At 55.3% G+C, this 16,405-nt stretch carries 15 protein-coding genes; 3 read left to right on the top strand and 12 right to left on the bottom strand.

Features of this window, described 5'->3' with window-relative positions; all coding sequences use genetic code 11:
* Positions 1-580: 580 nt before the first annotated feature.
* The 5 genes from Q1A48_RS09590 to Q1A48_RS09610 all read right to left on the bottom strand — a co-directional run bounded on the left by Q1A48_RS09590 (position 581) and on the right by Q1A48_RS09610 (position 5,013).
* On the bottom strand, positions 581-796 hold the full coding sequence (locus Q1A48_RS09590; protein WP_020413094.1) for a cold shock domain-containing protein: 216 nt from the start codon (positions 794-796) through the stop codon (positions 581-583).
* Between the two features lie 276 nt (positions 797-1,072).
* Entirely contained in the window at positions 1,073-2,197 is a 1,125-nt protein-coding gene (locus tag Q1A48_RS09595; RefSeq protein ID WP_299944061.1) for a mechanosensitive ion channel family protein, read from the bottom strand.
* A gap of 45 nt (positions 2,198-2,242) precedes the next feature.
* Positions 2,243-3,259, bottom strand: a complete 1,017-nt coding sequence (gene nagZ / locus Q1A48_RS09600) for a beta-N-acetylhexosaminidase (RefSeq protein WP_299944063.1) — start codon at positions 3,257-3,259, stop codon at positions 2,243-2,245.
* A gap of 47 nt (positions 3,260-3,306) precedes the next feature.
* Positions 3,307-3,939: a TetR/AcrR family transcriptional regulator gene (locus Q1A48_RS09605; protein ID WP_299944065.1), complete on the bottom strand. Its 633-nt coding sequence runs from the start codon at positions 3,937-3,939 to the stop codon at positions 3,307-3,309.
* A 435-nt stretch (positions 3,940-4,374) separates the two neighbouring features.
* The gene (locus Q1A48_RS09610; RefSeq protein WP_299944068.1) at positions 4,375-5,013 is read right to left on the bottom strand and encodes a TIGR00730 family Rossman fold protein; all 639 of its coding nucleotides are present in this window, start codon (positions 5,011-5,013) and stop codon (positions 4,375-4,377) included.
* Between the two features lie 159 nt (positions 5,014-5,172).
* On the opposite strand from Q1A48_RS09610, the gene lexA reads away from it, so the two are divergent.
* Positions 5,173-5,778 (top strand): transcriptional repressor LexA, encoded by a 606-nt coding sequence (gene lexA, locus Q1A48_RS09615; protein ID WP_299944071.1) that lies wholly within the window; start codon positions 5,173-5,175, stop codon positions 5,776-5,778.
* A 68-nt stretch (positions 5,779-5,846) separates the two neighbouring features.
* Here the strand turns inward: lexA and Q1A48_RS09620 are convergent, their stop codons facing one another.
* From Q1A48_RS09620 to Q1A48_RS09635, 4 genes are all read right to left on the bottom strand, one after another.
* Positions 5,847-6,104: a hypothetical protein gene (locus Q1A48_RS09620; RefSeq protein WP_299944074.1), complete on the bottom strand. Its 258-nt coding sequence runs from the start codon at positions 6,102-6,104 to the stop codon at positions 5,847-5,849.
* A gap of 102 nt (positions 6,105-6,206) precedes the next feature.
* Positions 6,207-6,701 (bottom strand): DUF6586 family protein, encoded by a 495-nt coding sequence (locus Q1A48_RS09625; protein ID WP_299944077.1) that lies wholly within the window; start codon positions 6,699-6,701, stop codon positions 6,207-6,209.
* Entirely contained in the window at positions 6,698-9,385 is a 2,688-nt protein-coding gene (gene topA, locus Q1A48_RS09630) for a type I DNA topoisomerase (protein WP_299944079.1), read from the bottom strand. Before topA ends, Q1A48_RS09625 begins: the two co-directional genes overlap by 4 nt.
* A 213-nt stretch (positions 9,386-9,598) precedes the next feature.
* The gene (locus tag Q1A48_RS09635) at positions 9,599-10,123 is read right to left on the bottom strand and encodes a hypothetical protein (protein WP_299944082.1); all 525 of its coding nucleotides are present in this window, start codon (positions 10,121-10,123) and stop codon (positions 9,599-9,601) included.
* Positions 10,124-10,270: 147 nt separating this feature from the next.
* Here Q1A48_RS09635 and Q1A48_RS09640 point away from each other — a divergent pair, with 147 nt between their 5' ends.
* A complete protein-coding gene (locus Q1A48_RS09640) occupies positions 10,271-10,714 on the top strand; it encodes a universal stress protein (RefSeq protein ID WP_299944084.1) in 444 nt (147 codons plus the stop codon).
* Positions 10,715-10,774: 60 nt separating this feature from the next.
* On the opposite strand, the gene Q1A48_RS09645 is transcribed toward Q1A48_RS09640, so the two are convergent.
* Positions 10,775-12,640 (bottom strand): ATP-binding cassette domain-containing protein, encoded by a 1,866-nt coding sequence (locus Q1A48_RS09645; protein WP_299944087.1) that lies wholly within the window; start codon positions 12,638-12,640, stop codon positions 10,775-10,777.
* 156 nt (positions 12,641-12,796) lie between these two features.
* On the opposite strand from Q1A48_RS09645, the gene Q1A48_RS09650 reads away from it, so the two are divergent.
* Positions 12,797-14,803 (top strand): transglycosylase SLT domain-containing protein, encoded by a 2,007-nt coding sequence (locus tag Q1A48_RS09650; protein WP_299944090.1) that lies wholly within the window; start codon positions 12,797-12,799, stop codon positions 14,801-14,803.
* On the opposite strand, the gene Q1A48_RS09655 is transcribed toward Q1A48_RS09650, so the two are convergent.
* Entirely contained in the window at positions 14,804-15,061 is a 258-nt protein-coding gene (locus Q1A48_RS09655; RefSeq protein ID WP_299944093.1) for a glutaredoxin family protein, read from the bottom strand.
* A complete protein-coding gene (locus Q1A48_RS09660) occupies positions 15,058-15,930 on the bottom strand; it encodes an FHA domain-containing protein (protein WP_299944096.1) in 873 nt (290 codons plus the stop codon). The genes Q1A48_RS09655 and Q1A48_RS09660 overlap by 4 nt, the downstream gene beginning before the upstream one ends.
* Positions 15,931-16,405 lie beyond the last annotated feature (475 nt).

Genomic DNA, 16,405 nt, shown 5'->3' on the forward strand with positions numbered 1-16,405 from the left:
TTCACTTCCCGGATCGCCTGGAGAAATATATCAGCCTATGAGGCTACTTGGCTGACACAGAGTTTTGAACACCCTCGACTTCCATGTCGAAGAAGAGCATAACGGGCAGCTGCTTTTACTACCCAGTTCATCGTGGATACCAACCACCAGGACTCATACCATTGTATTCAAAAGACACTGACCGGCCGGATACCTGTTTGATTCACGCTATGTCCCGGTTTGCCACCATTGCCAAAAAATACTGTGAAAGCGAAAAAAAAACGAATATACGAAAGCCTCTGCACCCAATTATTCACAACATCAATAAACGCTATGGCGAGCAGCTCCGCCTGGCTGCCACCCCTTGAATACCAACAGCAATGTAAGTTACGCCAGTATTCCCAGGCCCGGCGGCAGCGCGCCACTCATCCTATTTATACGCTCATGCATTGGATTGCCAAGCGAGCCAGTCTGTATGATAACGAACGAAATTAGAAAAGCGGGTCGAAAGACCCGCTTTTCTAGAGGCGCTGGCAGAGCTGGCAGCTAACAATCACCCAACCCCGCACGACAACAGTTCTTTCAACGAGCAATCCGGAAATCACTCACAGGGAACAACATCTTCCGCCAGCAGTCCTTTGTCACCTTGTTGCATTTCGAACTCAACCGCCTGCCCCTCATTAAGGGTCTTATAACCCTCGCCGCGGATGCTACGGTAGTGAACAAAAATATCTTCAGTTCCTTCTCCACAGGTGATGAAGCCATAACCCCTTGCGTTATTAAACCACTTCACAGTACCTGTAACGCGATCACTCATTGAGACAACCTCATTATTGTTATTGCGCCCACCTCTATTACCCCATACGTAAAGAGGGACAAACGCCACCCTATTATTAACAGACTGCACCATGCAGAATGCTGTCTTGAATCATCCTTTGGACAGATATCCAGCGAACGTAAACTGATTTTTAGATAAAACAGCGCCAGTGTCTAGTTTTCTATGTGAAATAGATACTAGGTTTGTACCGATATGCGTAATTAACCGTCAAAAGCTTGGCAAAGGGCAGTATCTATATGACTCACTTGTACCTTATTACACTTGCGGTGGGCTGTCACACACAGGCTCCCTTGTTAATGAAGGAATATCGGCAATATGTAAGGTAGACGTAGGAAATGCACAGGAGGCTCCATGACCCTCGACAATCCTTAAGATTGATAATAAAACCTCCTGTTTTATCTCGTGAAAACGGATCCAGTCTGTCGTTCGCGTAAACGTATACACAAAGAAATCCAGCGATGAGGCGGCGAAGCTGTTGAAGTTAACGATCAGTGTTCGATTGGCATCTATTTCTGGGTGCCGCTGTAACATTGCCCTTACATCTGAAACAATCGACGCCATCAAATGCGCATCTTCATAACGGATTCCGATGGTTTCGAAAATCCTCCGATTTAGCATGCGTGAAGGGTTTTCTACCGCAATCTGGGTAAAAACACTATTGGGCACATAGACCGGGCGCAGATCGAAGGTACGTATCCGGGTAAGGCGCCAACCGATATCCTCGACTGTGCCCTCAATCTCCTTATCTGGTGAGCGTATCCAGTCCCCCACCGCAAAGGGGCGGTCCAGGTAGATCATCAGGCCACCGAAAAAATTTGCCAACAAATCCTTGGCCGCGAAACCTACCGCCAGTCCGCCGATTCCACCGAAAGCCAGCAGGCCACTCACGCTGTAGCCCAGGAACTGCATAATTACAATGCCTGAGGTAATGGCTATGGAGGCCCTGACAAGCTTACCGATCGCACGTACCGTGGTTGCATCCATCGGCTTGCCGATATAGCGCGGATTACTCAGATTGCACTCGGTACTGTGGGAGAAACGCCAGGCAAACCAGGCCAGAACCAGGATAAGCCCTATCTCCCGCATCGGTTCTGCTACAGAGAAGATTTCCGCACCGGTGGCCTGTTCCGCATACTGTGCCGCAAACGTCAGTCCCAGCAACCACACCAAAACCTGCCCCGGGGGCGACAGTGCCCGCACCAGGGCATCATCCCAAGGGTTCTCTGTCTTTTCAGCCCGAGCCGCCAGCCGCATGACGAAACGGCCATACATCCAGGCAGCCAGTGCCGCAATCAGTACGAACAGGAAGACAATCACGATCCAGGCGCGATTCTCGCCCAACCAGGACAAAAGCAAGTGCTCTACGGATTCCACTAACATCCCCTACGTTTAACAACCATACAGCCCAACTGCCTCCCCTCTCTACTAATGGTGCCAGGATAAGAGCCAGTCGCGCGTTCTGTGCCAACGGGCATTGGTTTCCAGTTCAGACCAAGTAGTGATAGAGGGCCTGCCGCGCATGGCACTCAGACGCGCACGGGATTCTGAATGCGGCACAAAGTCCCGCAGGGCGGCGAGCGCCTCCAGGGCGCCCTCACGACTGTTGCACACTACCCCCATATCGCAGCCGGCCTCCAGGGCAGCTCGGATTCTCTCCCCATAGCCGCCAATGACAGCAGCACCGTTCATAGACAGATCATCGCTGATAATAACCCCGCCAAAGCCGAGGCGTCCCCGCAGGATATCCTGTAGCCAGTAGCGGGAAAAGCCCACAGGTCGGCTATCAATATTCACGAAATGAATATGGGCCGGCATAACTGCATCCAACTCTGCGGTACCAATACAGTCAATAAATGGCAAGGCATCGGACTCCATCACCTGATCCAGGGTGCGCCCATCCTCGGGCAATTCCCTATGGCTGTCCTCAAGCACATGGCCGTGGCCTGGAAAATGCTTGCCGGTCGCCGCCATGCCCGCCTCCCGCATGCCCTGGATAAACGGGCGTACAAATGCGGTCAGGCGCTTGGGGTCTGCGCAAAAGCTGCGGTCACCAATGACCCGACTGCGTTGGTCATCTGCGTCCAAAACCGGCGCAAAACTGAAATCCACCCCAACTGTCAGCAATTCTGCCGCCAGCAGCCAGCCCACATCCCGCAGCTGCTCCTGTGAGGCTCGCGCGGACAGGGCCTGCAGGGATGGCAGCCGGGTAAATTCATCGCGAAAACGCTGGACTCTGCCCCCTTCCTGATCGACAGCCAACAGCAACTCCGGACGCACCGTGCGGATTGCAGTAATCAGCTCCTGCAACTGGACCCGGTTGTGATAGTTGCGCGCGAAAAAAATCACTCCCCCCACAAGCGGATGTCTCAGCAACTCGCAATCCTCACCGGAAAGCTCAAGCCCCTCAATATCGACCATAACCGGCCCCAGCGGTGCAGACATAATAAGCTCCTCGAATAGTTCCGCCGCCTGAACACCTCTGTCAGAGGCTATTTCGCAACAACCTTGAGCATGGCAGTGGCAGCTGGCACCAGTCGCTCCAGAGTCTCCGGCAAACTGCTCTGCGCACCAAAATCCTCCCTCAGGATAGCCTCTATGGCATCGAAACTCGACAACGTAAAGATGGTCGCACCCAACATAAAGTACAGGCGCCAGTAGAAAGTGACAGGGTCCACCCCGGGGAGGGCTCCTGCCAACAGGCCGGCAAAACGGCGATAGCTATCGCCATATCGGGACACGATGAAACGGCGCAAATGCCCCTGGAACTGCGTATAGGCCAACCCTAAAAGGCGCATGAAACGCTGGGGGTCGAGGCCATTTTCACTGAGACTGCCGAGCCCCACCCGGTAGAGACTCCCCAACAGGTCTTCCACATGCAGGGGCAGTCCAGATGCAGCCCGCCTGTCCAGCTCTGACTCCAGCGCGCAAGTGAACGGGGTTAAAAAACGTTCAAATACCGCCTGAATCAATGCTTTCTTTGAACCAAAGTGATAGTTGACCGCGGCCAGATTAACCCCGGCCGTGCTGGTGATTGTCCTAAGGGATGTCTCGGTAAAGCCGCGCTCCGCAAACAGAACCTCTGCGGCGTCCAGTATGCGGCTAACGGTGTCCGTATGGCTCATAAGCATTAGACCAAAATTTAAAACAGGTGTTTGATTCTGGCCAGACTAGCACATTCCACCATCGCACCGGTGACACCTTGTTCTACCCCCCCCAAGTCCCCGATCAATCATCGAGGCCGTGGCCACAGTGCGTATTGGTTAGGAAAGCTATGTTGAGACGTACCACTCCCCTAGGAGCAGGTGTGGTTGGCTTAGTTATGGCTAGCCCGCCCTACTCTAGATTGCCGGGTCATTGCGATGCGAGAGGGTGCTGCCGCCAGGCCCAGGCCGGTGCGAGTCACACAATCACACAATAAAGGCAGTCTGTGCCTTTGTGCCGGTTTTTCAAAAGCGTCTATCCAACAGATCTTGACCAATAGATCCTGATAGTGCGGTTTCCTCTGCGGGCTAAAATACGAAGGGAAGGTAGGCGCGGCACACAGGGAAAAACTCCGGTCACCCCTGAGGTCGCATATAATGCAGTATCAGCTCTGCCGCCTCCTCTACTGTCTCTACGATGTGGAACAAGTCCAGATCTCCTGCATCAATGCAATTTCGCTCCAAAACCGTATCCACTAGCCAGTTGTAGAGGCCACTCCAGTAGTGCCTATCCACTAGTACAATGGGAAAACGCCGTACTTTTTGCGTTTGCACCAAAGTTAGTGCCTCGAATAATTCGTCCAAGGTGCCGTAACCTCCCGGCAGCCCCACAAACCCCACAGCATGCTTGACAAACATAAATTTACGCACAAAGAAATAACGAAAATTCAAACTGATATCCTGATAGGGGTTGGCCGTTTGCTCAAAGGGAAGCTCGATATTCAAACCGATCGAAGTACCCGGCAGGTCAAAAGCACCACGATTACACGCCTCCATCAAACCCGGTCCCCCACCGGTGATAACCGAAATACCCTCTGCTGCCAATAGCTCACCCAGTTTCACGCCCTGCTGGTATTCAGAGCTATTCTCTGTAAAGCGCGCACCACCAAAAACCGTAACCGCACCACTGAGTGCGATCAGGCGTTCAATGCCATCTACCAACTCCGACTGTATGCGCAGCACCCGCCATGCCTCGGCCATTTTTGCATCCAGCATTATTCCCTCTCTGTCAGGCCTTTCAACAATCGTGTTCATTCCCTGTCTGCATAACCAATGTAGCAGCATATAGAACGGGGGTGCATTGGGATTGCAAGAACATCAATTCTGTATATAATCCCAGCAACTGTATAAAAATACAGAACTTCAGGTAACCCTATGACCAATCTCACCGCCCGACAAACCCAAGTATTGGAGCTGATCAAAGCCTATTTGGTTGAAACAGGTTATCCGCCGACCCGGGCGGAAATTGCCCAAGAGCTGGGATTCCGATCACCCAATGCCGCCGAAGAGCACCTCAAGGCTCTGGCGCGCAAAGGAGCCATTGAGATGGTCGCTGGCGCCTCCCGCGGCATTCGGATTCCCGACCACCAATCCGGCCTTCCCATCATTGGTCGTGTTGCCGCGGGTCACCCTATTCTCGCGGCAGAACACATCGAGGACTATTGCAACCTTCCCGCCAACTTCTTCCGCCCCCCTGCAGACTACCTGCTTCGGGTACACGGGATGAGTATGCGCGATGCGGGCATACTCGACGGTGATCTGCTTGCGGTACAAAAAACCGAACAGGTCAGGAATGGACAAATTGTCGTGGCGCGCATTGACGACGAGGTAACCGTTAAACGTTTCCGCCGCAAAGGCAACCAGGCGGCGGTGCAGTTGCTGCCTGAAAACGAGGACTTTGACATCCTTCGGGTGGATATGCGGGACAACAACTTTGTGATTGAAGGGTTGGCCGTGGGCGTTATTCGTCAAACCCCCTAATTTTTCACGCCTGAAACGAAAACAGCGGCCACTGGCCGCTGTTGAAACTCCCCTGGGTAACCGCTCGATCAGTGGATCGTATGGTTAACCGGCAGTGCCTCCTCGTCTTCCTCAAGGTAACCAGGCTCCAGGTCATCCAGATTATGCACAGCCTCAATGCCCGCTTCCAGCATAGCGCGGGCAATAGCCACCTTATGCTTTCTCATAAACTGGAGACTCTCGTCTGAGAAATGAATACTCACCAGAGGGTCCTCCTTGTGGCCACTACGACGCAATGCCACGTCGCCATTGGCCAGTTCAATAATCTCAAAAGTTTCGGAGGACATTTGCTTTTCCTTCACCACAAATCAATTTCCGCCCAGTGTACCACAGGCTATTTATAAGTTTCAGTGGGCGCAGCCGGCGGAGCAAATGGTACACAGGTACCCTTAACACTCCTCCAAATTGGCGCGCTGCCTGCGCACCAATTCACTCAGGGCACTGTGCCACTCTAGTAGTATTTCAGCGGAAATCGCGTTAGATGCGGGGAAGGCAATACTGTGCAGTGGGATCAGGTTTGCCCCTTTCCGCACGGATTCCCTAGTGGGCCCGGGGGCAAGTTGTTGCAGCTGCTTCCAAGCTTGAAGCAGTTTACTTAACCAACTATCGGGATCAGCGCTGAGCAAGGACAATTCCCTGGCCTCACTGCTGACCACTCCCTGGCTTTCAAGACTATCCAGGATTACTTGCAAAGACTCAGGCTCGAAACCCAATTGCAATTGGATTGCCAGCTCAGCGAGGAAAGCCCTGTAGGCTTTCCATAACTGAAACAGGGCCGCCTCTTCCAGGGCCCTGCTTTGCAAGTCAGATTCGCCGGTCCTCTGTAACAACAGCTGACATTTGCGCAGTGCAGAGACAACCAACCCCGTATAGAGAGTCGTCATTGGCTGCCCTGAACTGCTTTCTTGCGCGGGGGTTTACGTCTGGCAGTGGTGCTTTTACTGCCGGTCTCCACCCGCCAAGCGCCTTCACGATAGAAAGCACGCCATCCCGTCGCTTTGCCCTCCTCCTCAGATTGCACATATTGCTGCTGCATCTTGCGACTGAAACGGACTACAGTGTCCCGCCCTTCATTGTCTTTGAGCGGGGCCGAGAAGAGGAAGCTGTACTTGGGGTCGATTTCGCTCTTGTGAGGCAGCAGCTCTTTGACCAGAGGGGCGCGTGTCTCGCGTTTTTTTGGAAACTGGCTGGCCGCCAGGAAAAGCCCGCTGGCACCGTCACGCAGGATATAGTGGTCATCCACTTTCAAGCACGACAACTCCGGCATGGGCACCGGGTCCATTTTTGGTGGCGCCGGCTGGCCACTTTTCAATAACTTGCGGGTGTTTTTACAAGCTTCATTGGTACAGCCGAAGTACTTACCAAAGCGACCGGACTTCAGCTGCATATCACTGCCGCACTTGTCGCACTCGATGATCGGACCATCGTAGCCTTTGATCTTAAAGGTGCCCTGCTCAATTTCGTAGCCGTTACAATCCGGATTGTTGCCACAGATATGGAGTTTGCGGTGTTCGTCCAGCAGGTAGCTGTCCATGGCCGTGCCGCATTTGGCACAACGACGCTTCTCGCGTAGAAGGCGGGATTCCGCTTCCTCATCCGTGTCCGCATCAACCGCCTCATCGCCGGACACCAGGTTCATGGTATTGACGCAGCGCTCCTTGGGCGGCAGAGCATAGCCGGAACAGCCCAGAAATACCCCAGTGGAACCGGTGCGAATCTGCATATGACGTCCGCATTTGCTACAGGTGATATCCGTATCGGTCGGGGTATTGCGGCGCATGCCCGCCTCGGCAGACTGCGCCTTTTCCAGGCGAGCGGAAAAGTCCCGATAGAACTCATCGAGCAACTGTTTCCAACCTTTCTCCCCTTCGGCCACCGCATCCAAGGACTCTTCCAGGCTCGCGGTAAACCCGAAGTCCATCAGATTTTTGAAGCTTTCGCTGAGGCGATCAGTAACAATATCGCCCATCTTTTCCGCGTAGAAACGCCGGTTTTCCAGGCGCGCATAACCGCGGTCCTGAATGGTGGAAATAATCGATGCATAGGTGGAGGGCCGACCAATGCCGCGTTTTTCCAATTCCCTAACCAGGGCCGCTTCGCTAAAGCGCGCAGGCGGTTTGGTGAAATGCTGTCTCGGGTCCAATTTCTGCAGTGCGAGCCTGTCGCCGACTTTGACGTCCGGCAGCACCAGATCCTCCTCCTTTTTGCCCCCAGAAGGCGCCACTTTGAGGAAACCATCAAAGCGGATAACCCGGCCCCGTGCGCGCAGTTCAAATTCACCGGCGCTGACCACGATGGAGGTAGAGGTAAATTGTGCAGGTGTCATCTGGCAGGCGACAAACTGTTGCCAGATCAGGTTGTAGAGCCTTTCCGCATCGCGCTCTACCCCGGATAGCATATTCGGGCCCATGCGTACATCGGAGGGTCGAATGGCCTCGTGGGCCTCCTGGGCACCCGTCTTGCTGCTGTAGGTGTTAGGCACTCCTGGCAGGTACTTATCGCCGTAGTGCTCGCCGATATATTCCCGCGCAGATTCCACTGCCTCCCCACTGAGGTTGGTGGAATCGGTACGCATGTAGGTAATGTGCCCCGCTTCATACAGACGCTGAGCCAGGGTCATGGTCTTCTTCACACCGAAACCGAGGCGATTACTCGCCGCTTGCTGCAGTGTCGAGGTGATAAACGGGGCTCCGGGTTTGGAGCTGGTCGGCTTGTCGTCCCGCCCGCTAACAACGAATGTACTGGACTCCAACTGTCGCGTGGCACCATTCGTCTGGGCCTCATTGACGGGACGGAATACCTGACCGGCCTGCTTTTTGACCTCAAGGCGCAGCTTGTCGGCTTGATCGGTTTTTGTGTCGGCAAACAGAGTCCAGTACTCTTCCGGGATAAAGGCGCGGATCTCCCGTTCCCGCTCCACTACGAGACGTACGGCCACAGACTGCACGCGTCCTGCGGACAATCCCCTGGCCACTTTTTCCCAAAGTAGCGGCGATACCATATACCCGACAATACGGTCGAGAAACCGCCGTGCCTGCTGGGCATTCACCCGGTTGATATTCAGGCGCCCGGGGTCTTTGAAGGCACCCTGAATCGCGGACTTGGTAATTTCGTTAAAGACCACCCGGCGATAGCGATCGTCATCACCGCCGATGGCCTCGCGCAAATGCCAGGCGATTGCCTCCCCCTCGCGATCCAAATCTGTCGCTAGGTAGATATGGTCAGCGTTTTCAGCAAGCTTGCGCAATTCGCTGACGACTTTTTCCTTGCCTGGCAGAATTTCATAATGTGCCAGCCAGCCGTGATCCGGGTCTATGCCCATGCGCTTGATCAGCTGCTCGTGACTCTTTTTGCGCTTGTAAGCCGCTTTCGCCTCCGGGGAGAGCTTGCGGGTTTCTGCCGCGCGCCGCGCCCGAGCCTTTGCATCAACAGGCTGTTTGCGGCCCCCACCTGTGGGCAAATCGCGAATATGGCCAACGCTGGACTTAACCACAAAGTCCTTGCCGAGGTATTTGTTGATGGTTTTTGCTTTGGCCGGTGATTCAACGATGACCAGTGATTTACCCATAACTCTCTGATTTAAAATAAAAATTTACTGCTGTTTGAGGCCCGGCAAGCCGTGAGTGCAGGCTTGCGCTGCGCGAATATATAAGCTCCAGTCACTGCGCGGTCAAGCAGAGCTGACAATTTTCTGTGCCAAACAACAAAAATGTCCACCCGATAAAGGACTGGAAAAGAGGCATAGCGCCTGTCTCCTCTTCACGCTATCGAGCCCATCAGGCTAATCTACCGGAGGCCTTGCCGGACTCGGTTTGCGTATGACCCCCTCTATCAGCGGACTGAATTCAGCCAGTGCCGATAACAGTTTTGCAAAGGCCTGTCCCCCACCAGTTTCCCGCCACTGGATGCCCAACCCCACATCGGTGGCTACGACTGCATCGGTATCCACTGGCACTTTTTCCAGCAATTGATGCAGATGATGCCAGGCGGATTGGGGAGCCGCCCGAGCGCTACCCCAATCCCAACACCCGGCAAAATTCAACTCGTGCGCCACCCGCTGGCGCTGTAAACTCCAGCCGACCTGCAGCCCTTTGCGATCCCGCCACGGATGGGAATAGACGGCGGCAGTCCCCCTGCCAGCGGGGGCCGGAAGGGCCTGAATCTGCACAGTAATGCCCGCCCGTGCAGCCCGGCTGCGCATGTCCGCCAACTGGCGGTCTCGCCGGTTGGGTTTCAGCCACATCACCGGCCCCAGTACCAGTCCAATGACGAGGGCAATAATGATCACTGGCACCCATTCCGACATAACCGCCCACCTGATCAATAGACAAAAACCGCCATTGTGTGCTGTTTCGTATGATCTGTGTCAAACAGTTTTTTTACGGTAGACTGAAAATGGCTGTCGAAAGGGTGTATTCACAAAGTCAATAATAGAGACGGGAGAAAGCACATTATGGCGGAATATCAACGAATTTTGGTCGGCCTTGATCTCTCCAAGGAATCCTCTCAGGTACTGAAAAAAGCCGCAGCACTTGCCGGGGCATTCGGCGCTGAGATGAGTTTGGTGCATGCCATAGAGCCTTTGACTTTTGCCTATGGCGGAGATATCCCTATGGACCTCTCCGAAGTACAGGATCAGTTGCAAACCCAGGCCAAAGAACAGCTGCGCAAGGCCGCACATGCGCTGAATATTCCCACCGAACGACAACATGTCATTCTCGGCCAGCCGTCTACCGAAATACACCGCCTGGCCGGGGACCTGGGGGCAGACCTGATCGTCATCGGCAGCCACGGCCGCCACGGCCTGGCCCTGTTGCTGGGCTCAACGGCCAATGGGGTGTTACACGGGGCCAAATGCGATGTGCTGGCAATCCGCGTGCACCTGGAAGATAAGTAGCTGATCAGGGGGGCAGTTTAAGGTTGGCATAACCACCGCCCTCAATCGCCAGAAACACGCTCAGCCGCCCCCGCCTTCGAGTTCAGACCAACGCTCAAAAGCGGCCTCCAACTGCGCTTGCTTTTCTGTGAGCAAACCCAACCGCCCCTGCACCAAAGACGGCTGTTGGCGGAAAAAAGCGGGATCAGCAACCTCCGCTTGCAAAGCGCCGATTGCCTCTTCCAGCCCTTCAATCAACTCAGGCAGGCTGTCCAGCTCTCGTTGCAACTTGTAGCCGAGCTTCTTTTTTTGATCCCGCGACTTCGCCCTATCCGCGGGTTTGGGGGAGGGCGTGGTCTCGGTGATCTTTTCCGCTTTGGTCCCCGCTGCGAAGCTGCCCCCCTGGCGAATAAAATCGTCATAACCTCCCACATACTCGCGAATGTAGCCATTCCCTTCAAAAGCCAGGCAGGCGCCCACCACATTGTCCAAAAAGGCGCGATCATGACTCACCAACAGGACGGTACCGCTGAAGTCCAGCAACAATTTCTCCAGCAACTCCAGGGTTTCCGCATCCAGGTCGTTGGTGGGTTCGTCGAGTACCAGAATATTAGCGGGCAGACTGAACAGCTTAGCCAACAGAGCACGATTGCGTTCGCCACCACTCAGGGCGCCAACCCGGGTGCGCGCCTTGGCACCACTGAACAAAAAATCAGACAGATAGGACATTGCGTGGCGGCTCTTACCACCAACAAGTACCGAATCGCGGCCCCCGGTCACATTATCCAACACCGTTAAATCGGGATTCAACTGGTCACGGTGCTGATCAAAGTAGGCTATCTGTTGCTTGGTCCCCAGGCGCACACGGCCACACTGGGGCTGCAAATCTCCCAGCAGCAAGCGAATCAGGGTACTCTTGCCCGCGCCATTGGGGCCGATCAGGCCGATCTTGTCACCGCGCATCAAGCTGAAGGAGAGATCACGAATCAGCGGTTTCTCGCCGGGATAAGCAAACGTGGCATCGGTCAGCTCCGCCACCAACTTGCCGGACCTCTCCCCGCTGTCGACAGAAATTCTCGCAATGCCCTGCTGGCGCCTGCGCGCCTCCCGTTGACGCCTGAGCCCTTGCAGGGCGCGGACTCGCCCCTCGTTGCGGGTGCGGCGGGCCTTGATACCCTGGCGAATCCAAGCTTCCTCCCGGGCCAGTTTCCTGTCGAATAGCGCCTCAGTTCTGGCCTCCTCCTCCAACAGTTTTTCCTTTTCCTCCTGATAGCGCTCGAACTGACAGCGAAAGGCGCGCAAATGGCCCCGGTCCAAGTCCCAAACTGTGCGGGACAGACGCCGGGCCAGCGCACGGTCGTGGCTCACAAATAACAGGGCGCCACGATAGTCGGCAAGGAAGTCCTCAAGCCACTCCACCGCAGCAATGTCCAGATGATTGGTGGGCTCGTCGAGGATCAAAAGGTCCGGCTCCGTTACCAGTGCGCGGGCAAGTGCCGCGCGGCGCTGCCAGCCACCGGAGAGCGCCTCAACCCGCCCATCGCCATCGAGGCCGAGACGGTCCAATACCCCACTGACACGCGGCAGCAGGCCCCAGCCCTGCGCAGCTTCCAGTTGCGCCTGCAGCTCGGCAGCGGGATTATCCCGGTAGCCCGCCAATACGGCGCCGATCTCACCCAGTCCACCTGCGACATAGGCATAGACGGATTCATTACAACCCGACGGCAGGGCCTGTTCCAGCATCGCCATCACCATGCCGCTGGCGCGAACAACCTCACCCTCGTCGGGGTCGGCCTGCCCGGCAATCAGGCGCAGCAAACTGGATTTACCCTCCCCATTGCGCCCCGCAAGGCAAATGCGATCACCACGCTCGATTTTTGCGCTGACTTTCTCAGCAAGTACTTGGGTCCCGTAGCGAAGACTGACCCCATCCAATAGAAGCAACATAAACACGCACTACACTTAACAAACCCGGATTGCATTCCCGCCAAATGAAAACGCGAACTCAATACTACGGGCCCTGTGAAAAATCCGCTATTTTAGCATTTTTATCGTGCTCTCCCGCATACTGGCGAGGATGCACCCAATATCGGGATAAATGAGATGTGGACCGACACAAGGGAGATTGCCCTGCTCTCCCCTCTCTTGATGATCTGTGTCTGCCTGATTGCCCCGTGCAAGGCCCAGCAACAGGCGCCGCCTTCGGAGCAGTCAGCGGCAATCCCGGGCGAAGAGGTTATTGTCTATCGCCAGAAACTGCGCAGGGCACGGCTCGCCATCGGCCACAACCACCCACACCAGCTTAAAAAACTGAAATCCGAACTCAAGGACTATCCTCTGGCCCCCTATCTGGACTATTGGATCATTCATAAAAATCTGCCGCAGCTGCCCATGGCGGAAATAAACCGGTTTCTCACCGAGAATGAAAATACCGCCATTGGCGACTGGATGCGCATACAACTCCTGATGCAATTGGGCAGTCGGGGCCAGTTTAAAGCCTATCTGAAATACTACCGGCCGAAGCCACAAAACCGCACTGCCTTGCGCTGTTATTATGCCGATGCCCTGTCCCGTCATGGGGACAGGGCACAAGCCTACCGGCTGGCAAGGCAGCTTTGGCTGGTGGGGCATTCCCAGGTGGAGGAATGCGACCCCGTTTTTGCCCGCTGGAGGCAGGACGGTGGACTTACCCAGAAGCTGATTTGGAGACGCCATCTGCTCGCACTCAAAGAGGGTAATCCGGCACTGGCCACCTATATTGCCAGGAAAATGAAGGCGCCCTACAAGGAGCTGTCAGCACGCTTGCGCCAAGTACACAAAACCCCCGAGCTGCTACTCAACTATTCCCGCTTTTTGGACGGCCTCCAGCAGAACCGGGAAATTATCCTGTACGGCCTTCATCGATTGGCGCGACAGGACGCAGCCAGCGCCGAACAGGCCTGGCAGCGCTATAGCGCCAGTTTTCTCTTCAGCGATACCGAACAGGAGACACTGTTGCACCACCTGGCGCGGCAATTTGCGCGACAGGAGAATATGCCGGGATTGTTGCGGCTTGGGCGGGGTCGCGCGATCAGAAATGGGCACAGCATCGAGTGGCTGGCACGCCAGTTCCTGCGCGAGTTGGATTGGGAACAGGTTGCCTTCTGGATCGACCGACTACCGCCAGCCAAGCAGCAACTCGACCGCTGGCTCTATTGGAAAGCCCGCTCACTGGACGAGCTCTACGGCGAGTCACACACCGGGGTCTCTGCACACCTCTACCGACAACTGGCACAGAAACGCAGCTACTACGGCTTTCTCGCCGCAGATGCACTGGGGCAACACTACAGCTTTGTTCACAGGCCCGCGCCGATCACGACCGAGCAGGTTCAAACCATAGCGCGCCGCCCGGCCTTTCAGAGAGCGCGTGAATTACAGGCCATGGGTGAATTCTTTCATGCGCGCAGGGAGTGGAATTACGCCACCCGGGATATGACTCCCGAGGAATTACTGGCCGCAGGTAAGGTGGCGAGCAACTGGGGCTGGTATCACAAGTCCATCCAGTCCGTGTTGGCCGCAAACTATCTGGACGATCTGGAGCTGCGCTTCCCACTGGCCTTCGCAGAGATCATTCACAATGTCAGTGAACGGGTGGGCAGGCAGAGTTCGCCACTGGACCCCTATATGATTTACGCGGTCGCACGTCAGGAGAGCCATTTCAGTCACGATGCCAAATCCAGCTCCGGTGCTCTGGGGATTATGCAGCTATTGCCCTCCACAGCCCGCGACACCGCGCGCCGCTCCGGGGTGCCCTTCCGCCGCAGTTGGGACCTGTTGAGTCCCGGCACCAATATCGCCCTCGGCAGTTTCTACCTGAGCACCCTGCTCAACCGCTTCGACAACAACCGCATCCTAGCTGCAGCAGCCTACAATGCGGGGCCATCCCGAGTGGCGAATTGGCTGAGGAAGACCCGCAAACGCCTGCCCTACGACGTCTGGATAGAAACCATTCCCTACAGCGAAACACGCACCTATGTTCAAAATGTGCTGGCATACACGGTCATTTACGCCTACCGCAACGGTGCCAGATTACAGTTACTAAAGGAGAATGAAGCCACAGGCAAACTCTAACTACCCCAATCTCTCGGCCAACCACGCTTGCAGCTGCGACCGGTCAAAGGGCCAGGGGCAGACCTCTTCAGGATCGCCGAGCCCCACTGCGGGAATCATCAACCGGAAGCGTTCGAGTAATTGATCGTCATCGGCGATATCCACTTCGCGCAATCGCAAACCAAACCGGGGCAGAAGGGGCCAGATTTCCACTTTTGCCTTTTCACACAGACTGCACCCAAGTGTCGTATAGAGTATGAGTTCGGTTGCGCCTTTCATCCGAAAAGTCCCTGCGAGTCCGCCCAGTAAAGACCTGCGGCACTCACACCCAGCAGCAGGGCCACCACCCAGGTGCGCGCTGGGGTCTTGCGCGCTCCGGAAACGCCAACAGCACCAGCGCCCGACAGGACATGACCATTGGCAATAGCAGAAGGCCCGGTGGTATCCTCTGCAACCGCTCCTGTGCTGACTGCCCCCTCCGATCGCGCCACTTCAGCCATGGAAACTGCGGGACGCACTGCAGTTCTGTCAATATCATCCGCGGGGCCGACAACGGTAAAGCACAAGGTATCGAAACGCAGCTCGTCACCGCGACGTACACGACTCTCCGCAACCCGGCGATTATTGACATAAGTACCATTGGCCGAACCGAGATCGATTACAAATAACAACCCTTCGCGCACTTCCAGACGCGCGTGGCGGCGCGATAAATGAGACAGGGAAAAGGTGATATCGCACTCTTCCGAACGCCCCACCACCGAACCCGCTTTCACAGCAAACACTTTCCCGGCAATGGCCCGGTGGTTTGCTCTTAAGGCCCAGGCAACACTTTTCGCAGGTGCCGCTTTGAGCCTGGTCACTTTCGGATCGACAATTCTCAGTATACGGGTACCAACTGTCAGCTGGTCATTCAGCCACAACCGATGCGGCATTGTCACAGCCTGCCCATTGACCAGAACCTGGGAGCCGGCGCAGACACTGTCGAGCATCAGTTGATGCTCTTTTTTTACAGCAATTTTCAGGTGCAACTTGGCCACAGAGTCATCGGGCAGACACAGATCGCAACTCTGGGCCCGCCCTACGGTCACGCCCGGTGAAACCAGCCAGATACTTTGACCTGGGTCCTTCACGTCGCAAAGTTTGAGCATTGACGTCGCTCCTCAACCTAAAGGGAATTAAAAAACAGGCCTCATCCAGGAGATAAAACGCTCGACGCTTAACCTGGCAATCGAACCAATGCCTTGCCGGGTTAATAAACCAGGGCCGGGCTGGCGCAGGCGCCTGAAATACGCGCAACTGCGCACATTGCACCGGCATTTCCAGGGCGGCAACCCCATAGGAATGGAAGACCTGCCGGGTTTCCAGGCTGAGAAGACCACTGGTAAAAAGCTGCCGAAACGCTCAGTTTTATTGTTAAAGTTGAGTTTAACATGGGTAATACCATTAGCGTGTGATTGGGTTTGCAGCATACAATGAAGCGAAGGTCTAGTATCCGCAAGGTGCGATGATGGCCACTTGAGTGCAGTAGGTGGGGTTACATAAAGTATATTTGCCGCGCCACTGGAGGAGGGCCGGCTTCTGCCGGGCTGGCTATCTCCTATACAATGATCATCACAGAGTACA

Origin of the sequence: uncultured Microbulbifer sp., from assembly GCF_947489355.1 — a bacterium.
In the GTDB taxonomy this organism is placed as follows: Bacteria; Pseudomonadota; Gammaproteobacteria; order Pseudomonadales; family Cellvibrionaceae; genus Microbulbifer.

Coding starts and splice junctions, on each gene's coding strand:
- Q1A48_RS09590 (WP_020413094.1), bottom strand. CDS start 796: ATGAGTGATCGCGTTACAGGTACTGTGAAGTGGTTTAATAACGCAAGG.
- Q1A48_RS09595 (WP_299944061.1), bottom strand. CDS start 2,197: ATGTTAGTGGAATCCGTAGAGCACTTGCTTTTGTCCTGGTTGGGCGAG.
- nagZ (WP_299944063.1), bottom strand. CDS start 3,259: ATGTCTGCACCGCTGGGGCCGGTTATGGTCGATATTGAGGGGCTTGAG.
- Q1A48_RS09605 (WP_299944065.1), bottom strand. CDS start 3,939: ATGAGCCATACGGACACCGTTAGCCGCATACTGGACGCCGCAGAGGTT.
- Q1A48_RS09610 (WP_299944068.1), bottom strand. CDS start 5,013: ATGCTGGATGCAAAAATGGCCGAGGCATGGCGGGTGCTGCGCATACAG.
- lexA (WP_299944071.1), top strand. CDS start 5,173: ATGACCAATCTCACCGCCCGACAAACCCAAGTATTGGAGCTGATCAAA.
- Q1A48_RS09620 (WP_299944074.1), bottom strand. CDS start 6,104: ATGTCCTCCGAAACTTTTGAGATTATTGAACTGGCCAATGGCGACGTG.
- Q1A48_RS09625 (WP_299944077.1), bottom strand. CDS start 6,701: ATGACGACTCTCTATACGGGGTTGGTTGTCTCTGCACTGCGCAAATGT.
- topA (WP_299944079.1), bottom strand. CDS start 9,385: ATGGGTAAATCACTGGTCATCGTTGAATCACCGGCCAAAGCAAAAACC.
- Q1A48_RS09635 (WP_299944082.1), bottom strand. CDS start 10,123: ATGTCGGAATGGGTGCCAGTGATCATTATTGCCCTCGTCATTGGACTG.
- Q1A48_RS09640 (WP_299944084.1), top strand. CDS start 10,271: ATGGCGGAATATCAACGAATTTTGGTCGGCCTTGATCTCTCCAAGGAA.
- Q1A48_RS09645 (WP_299944087.1), bottom strand. CDS start 12,640: ATGTTGCTTCTATTGGATGGGGTCAGTCTTCGCTACGGGACCCAAGTA.
- Q1A48_RS09650 (WP_299944090.1), top strand. CDS start 12,797: ATGTGGACCGACACAAGGGAGATTGCCCTGCTCTCCCCTCTCTTGATG.
- Q1A48_RS09655 (WP_299944093.1), bottom strand. CDS start 15,061: ATGAAAGGCGCAACCGAACTCATACTCTATACGACACTTGGGTGCAGT.
- Q1A48_RS09660 (WP_299944096.1), bottom strand. CDS start 15,930: ATGCTCAAACTTTGCGACGTGAAGGACCCAGGTCAAAGTATCTGGCTG.